Here is a 5,719-nt window from a genome sequence, read left to right on the forward strand (position 1 = left end):
ACCCCAGATAGACGAACTGCACGCCGGCTTGTTTCAACTGGGCGGCGGCGCCCGGAAGCTTGGCTGGATCCGGTGAGCCGTCTGGAAGTGCCGGGAGCGGCAAGGCATCGAAAGCGAACTTCATTTTCTGCGACAATGCCGTCAGTTCCTCCATCTTCTTCACGGAGTTGGGCTCGCTGCGATCGAACAGGAGACCCAGATGGTCGAAACTCGGCAGGTAGCGCTTGATGCTCTTGATGTTGACGCTTTCGGGGACCCTGTTTCGGGTGCCGGTCACATTGGCGCGGCCTGTTTTGTCGTAGCTCTCGATGATGCCCGCCCCGACCGGGTCGGCCACGACGGTGAACACCACCGGGATGTCGTTGAGAAATTCGGGATTCTGCTGATCCTTCAACGTGCCGACCATGCCGAGCGTGGTCTTTGTGCCCCAGGTGACCACCACGTCGGCCTTGCGCTGGCGTGCGTCCTTGATGAAGCCGGGCAGCTTGCTCTTGTCCTGTGCCGCATCGTCAACGACGAAGCTGACATCGACTTTCTTTTCCTCGAGCGAATCCTTCACGCCTTTACAGACATCCTCGCAGCCCAGCCAGGTGATCATCACGACAGTCTTCTTCGCCGCTTCCGCCTGAGGCGGGAGAACGACGCAAGCAGCCAGAACGGCCCCGATCAACATGCAATTTGCGAATTTCATGCTTTCCTCCCCTCGATGATCGGCAAGCCGAGGCTCGCCACGTGGTGGATGAAATACGTGCCAACGCCGGCTAGGACCAAAACGGCGATGAGGCCCATTCCGGCGGAGTAGCCAAACCGTCCTGCGACGCCGGCAATGACGATCAGGCCCGCCACGCTGCCGAGTCGCTCCATGACCCTTACCGTGCCGAGGAGTCTTTCCGAGCCGATATGGGCCAGCCGACCTTCCGCCAATTCCAGCACCGTGGCCGTCCGCGGCCCGGTCACCAGCCCGTAGCCGAGACCGGTTCCGATTGCGGCAGTTACCATGGTCCAGCTGGTGGTAACCGCCGCCGCCGCGAGCAGCGTCACGCCGCCAAGCAGCGCTCCGGCTATGGTGATGATCACTGCCGGAACCTTGTCCGCCGGAAGCCGCCCGTAAAGCGACCCCGACAGGATGACCATGAGGAAATAGATCATCATCATACGACCGGTATCGGCTGCGGAGGCGCCCAGCGCATTCATCTGCAGCGACAGCAGGTACGAGATGAAGACCTGATCGAGGATCGTCTGGGGCAGGATAATGCCAAACAGCAGTGTCGCGAACTTCCCGTCAGCCATCGTTCCAAGTAACTGCCCCAGGCTGGCGCGATCGCCCGTTTTGGCCATCGCCGAAACCTGGCTGGCTGCGGGCAGCATCTGGGTGATCATGGCAGCCGAGGTCAGGATCAAAGCTGCGCAGACCAGGAACACGCTTCGCTCGCCCAGGCGGTCGGCCATCACGCCGCCCAATGCAGTTCCGGCATAAAAGCCGCCGAACAGTGCCACATGGAACAGGCCGAGCGCCTGGCCGCGTTGCTCCTTTGGGGCAGCGTCGATGACGTAGTCTTGGCAGGAGAGCGAAGCAAAGGCATAGCCAATGCCGCTGAGAACACTGAAAAAGATGATTTCCACTACATTGCTGGAAATAAAGTAGCCAATGTTGGCGAGAGCCGCTGGGATCGATGCAAACAGGAACAGATTGCGGTGGCCAAAGCGCTTGGATAGCGGTCGCGCATAGGGTGAGCCGGCAACGATGGCGATGAGATAGGCGGCCAGCGGCAAGCTGATGACGATGCCTGGATTGAGCCAGGTCAACGGGTTGTCAGCGTCGCGGACATAAAGCGAAAAGAACGACAGCGAAAAGGAGTCGGCCGCTGCGATCAGGAACAGGGGAAGCCGCACATCGCTGAGACTGCAGAACCTCATGATCAACGGCCTGCCGGCCGGGATGATGAGACCCGGTTCCAATTGCAGGGCGCGGTTGCCATCGGGCAGTCCACGAACGGCCGCCATCATTGCGCCAAGCCGCTCCGCCCTCAAAGAAAGGGCTTGGCCCAGCCGATCGACGGCGCTGATCCCGTGTGCCAGTATGCTGCGGGAGAAATCACCGGCCGCCTGCAGCTTCAGAATGTAGTCGAGGCGGTTCAGCGGTGCGGCCAGCGAGTGGTTGGTCATGACCGAGACCAGTTCGACCGCCAAAAGAATTGTGACCAAAGTCACGACCAGGAGGTCGAGGACCACATCCCGGAACTCGCGCGACAGGTAGCCGGCATTCTTGATGACGACGAGATTGGCGATCGCCTTGCCGTCGACGACGATCGGCACCACGGTCCCGGTCTCACGCGTCGTAGCCGTCGGGGGCCGATCGCCCGCCTCCAGGATAGGGCGGTTGGTGACAAGCGCGAAGTAGGAGATTTCGGGAAAGTCGTGAAGCAGAGATCTGAAGAAATCCCGTCCCCCAACCATCATGTCGAGCGACACGCCGGCCTGGAGCGTGCGGGCGATGGCGTCATTGGCTATGGTGCCGATAAGCTTTGTACGTCTTTCAAGTTCGGGGGCGAAGGATTGATCTATGCTCCGGTAGGCGACGGCGCCGAGCGACGCGGTTACCCCCAATACCAGGGCGGCAATGAGCAGCGTAAGCCTCCGCGATACCGCAATAGCCATGGGGCAGTCAGGAACCGAGATCACGTCAGCGCCCTGCACGCCTGCCGGTGGACTGCCTCCGCGGTCGGCTGGCAGCAGCGCCGTAAGGTTCGCCAGTGCCATGCGGTATTTTGCGGTGCCGGCGACAAGCGCGGTGTGAAAATCGGCAAAATCGCGGCCCGCCACTATGGTGTCATCTTCGGCGTGGCTGGCGATATCGTCGAGGGTTTGAACGGTCGCGCGCAGCCGGTAGCGCAGCGCAAAGTAGGCCAGTGCCGAGAATCCGGCCAGGAGTGCTGCCGCCGACATCCGGATCTGCGAACTGATCAGGCTATTGTGCGTCCGCAATTCCTCCGTCGGGTAGATGACTGCTAATGCACCTGACGGTTCACCGCTCTCGTCCAGTATGCTCGCGCCGCTGACCAACGCGGTTGCTGTCTCAAGATCCCACATGCCATTTGAGCCCTCTTCCATGGCGCGCCCCATTTGCCGCGCGGTGAATGGAATGGGCACGTCCGACACCGACCAGACGACCTTGCCCGATAGATCGAGCAACACGATGTTGGAGATGGCCGGGTCTGTCTGAGAGGCCCGGTTCAGCAGGGCCTCTGCATTGCGTATCGTAGCGATCGGCAGACCCAACTCCGAGACCGACCTGAAAGGGGCGGCGGTTGCCGCTGCGATGACCGAAAGGCGTTGTCGCAAAAGCTGCGAATAGACGGCTTCATTCTGTAATTTTACAAGAACAGACAAGACAGCAATGACAATAGTAAGGACAATAGTTAAGGAAAGCCAGATTCGCGTAAGTAGAGTCATTGGTTGCTGTCTGGCCTTATAATTTATTATTTTCAATTCTATTTAGAGATAGAATCGATTTATTCATATGCAGCAGGAGTCGCCCGAAATCTGGCCGAACGATCAGCGGCGCCGGCTGCATGTCACTGCCCTACGCCTCCGTGGCAGCACTCTAGTTGATTTGCCGTCACGACAGCGCTTGAAGGCGCGGTCTTACGGTTTGCGAAGCGTTAGTTTTGAGTTAGGATTCCGTCAGGCTCGGGGCCCTAAGCAATGGCAAGTTGGGACAGCTGCGCTGTCGGCAGAATCTCACTCCTCGGCGGTTTCCAGATTGAAAAGGAAGCTGGCGGTCCGGTTTGGTTGACCGGAAAACGAGGCCCGGCGATCCTCGCTTATCTGGCCCGCTGCCCAAGCATGGCCGCGCCAAGGGAACGGCTGGCTGATCTCTTGTGGAGCGACAGCGACAGCGAACACTCGCGCAACAGTCTGCGTCAAACGCTCAGCGTCCTGCGACGGGATCTGTCGCGAGCGGGCATGGATATCCTTCACGCCCGCAAGGACCTGATCGGCCTCAGGCCTGACGCCGTACGGGTTGACGTCGAGGATTTTGAAACCGGTCTGTCGGCACGTTCTGCACCGGATCTCGAAACTGCCCTGGCGCTTTACACCGGGCCGTTTCTCGATGGCTTTTATGTCGGGAGCAACGCTTTCGACGATTGGGCGGCATCGGAACGTGAAAGGCTGCTGAGCCGCGCGATTCAGTCATTGGAAAAGCTCGCTCGTCTCGTGGACGGTGAAAGCGGACTGGCCGTGGCTGATCGAATTCTGGCCATGGAGCCGACTCGAGAGGAGTCCTACCGCCTGAAGATGGAGCTGCTCGTGACGTGCGGCCGGCGAGACAAGGCCCAGCGAACGTTCGAAGCTTGCAGAAGCGTGTTGAAGAACGAGTTCGGTGTCGACGTCAGCCCGGAGACGAGAGCGCTTTGGCAATCTCTTTCTGTCGCCGATATTTCATCAAGCCAGCAATCGACAAACGGTGTTCCGGGCGGTCAGCGCCTGGGGCGTCCATCCATCAGCGTCGCCGACTTCGTCAATCTGACGGGCGAGCGCGGCGACGATTTTTTCGCCAAGGGCCTGGTCCATGACATCACCACGGCGCTTTCCGAGGTGGCCGACTACGTCGTGCTCTCCGGCCTCCCGCCGCTTGAGAAGGGTGGCGAGGAATCCAAGGCGACGACAGCCCCGCGTGCCCGCTACATGCTCAACGGCAGCATCCAGAGGTCCGGGGACGAACTGAGGGTGAACGTTCAGTTGGTCGACGCCGCCGATGGCCACAATATCTGGGCGCAGAAATTCGATGGCCACTCGCAGGACGCGCTCGAATTCCAGGACAGGATCGCGCAGGCGGTTGTGCTGGCGGTCAGCCTCGAACTTCAACTGACCAATTGGAAGGTCCGCGACAAGAGCCCGCCGGGCACCCCCGAAGTGCGCAGGTTGGTGAATGAAGCTCTGATGAAGTACTTCGAGATGACACGGGACTCGCTCCTGGTGTCGAAGGAACTCGCCGAAAAGGCCCTGTCGATTGCGCCCGAAAATGCTCGGGCAAAGCGGACACTCTCGATCGCGATCACGATGGGACTTGCATTTGGTGCGCTGCCTGGCAAGCGCGAGCACATCGACAATGCGATCCGGCTTGCCGAAGACGCGGTAAGGGCCGTGCCGGATGATGAAATCGCCCGTTGCATCCTGTCTTTTGCCTATTTGCGCGACGGCCGGATCGACGAGGCGATCGTCGAATGCCGTCACGCGGTCAGCCTCAACCCGAGCTATCCGAGCGGCCACGGCGATCTCGGCGAGCTCTACGGCCTGCGCGGCCAGGTGAGCGAGGCGCTGCGCGAGGCCAATGAAGCGATCCGGCTCGGCGCGCACGACGCCATTGACTTCTGGCGCCATCATGGCCTGACTGTGGCGCTGTTCGCCGGCGGCGACGACCGCCGGGCGCTCGAAGTCGCCCGCAGGGTGGTCAGGACAAAGCCGGGTTTCGTCCGCGGCGCCCTTTACTGGGCGGCCGCTGCTTCGGCGACCGGCAACAATGAAGAAGCCTCACGCGCCATCCATCATTGCCTGTCGCAGCTTCCACATCTCAACCTGGGCAATGTCTGTCCCGGTTTTATGCCGCGCTATGTGAAGGATGAGCATCACGCCCGGTTTCTCGAAATGCTGGCGCGAGCCGGCCTTCCGAACTCTTAACTTCGCGATGCCGGAGCGCCGGCATTGCGCTCATCCT

The 5,719-nt window shown here is 60.6% G+C and carries 3 protein-coding genes; 1 reads left to right on the forward strand and 2 read right to left on the reverse strand.

Annotated features, from left to right (window positions below; genetic code table 11):
* Positions 1 to 691 (reverse strand): ABC transporter substrate binding protein (locus EOA29_RS22770; protein WP_210213165.1); only part of this gene is annotated, 691 nt, incomplete at its 3' end.
* Complete coding sequence (locus tag EOA29_RS22775; RefSeq protein ID WP_189350113.1) at positions 688 to 3,390, reverse strand: MFS transporter; 2,703 nt, start codon at positions 3,388 to 3,390, stop codon at positions 688 to 690. The genes EOA29_RS22775 and EOA29_RS22770, both read right to left, overlap by 4 nt.
* Positions 3,391 to 3,705: 315 nt before the next feature.
* On the opposite strand from EOA29_RS22775, the gene EOA29_RS22780 reads away from it, so the two are divergent.
* The gene (locus EOA29_RS22780; RefSeq protein WP_127221589.1) at positions 3,706 to 5,682 is read left to right on the forward strand and encodes a BTAD domain-containing putative transcriptional regulator; all 1,977 of its coding nucleotides are present in this window, start codon (positions 3,706 to 3,708) and stop codon (positions 5,680 to 5,682) included.
* The last annotated feature ends 37 nt before the right edge of the window (positions 5,683 to 5,719 follow it).

The organism is Mesorhizobium sp. M1E.F.Ca.ET.063.01.1.1, assembly GCF_003998155.1.
Classification (GTDB): domain Bacteria; phylum Pseudomonadota; class Alphaproteobacteria; order Rhizobiales; family Rhizobiaceae; genus Mesorhizobium.

What these genes read in the sequence shown, in the direction of transcription:
- EOA29_RS22780 (WP_127221589.1), top strand. Translation starts at nt 3,706, where the DNA reads ATGGCAAGTTGGGACAGCTGCGCTGTCGGCAGAATCTCACTCCTCGGC.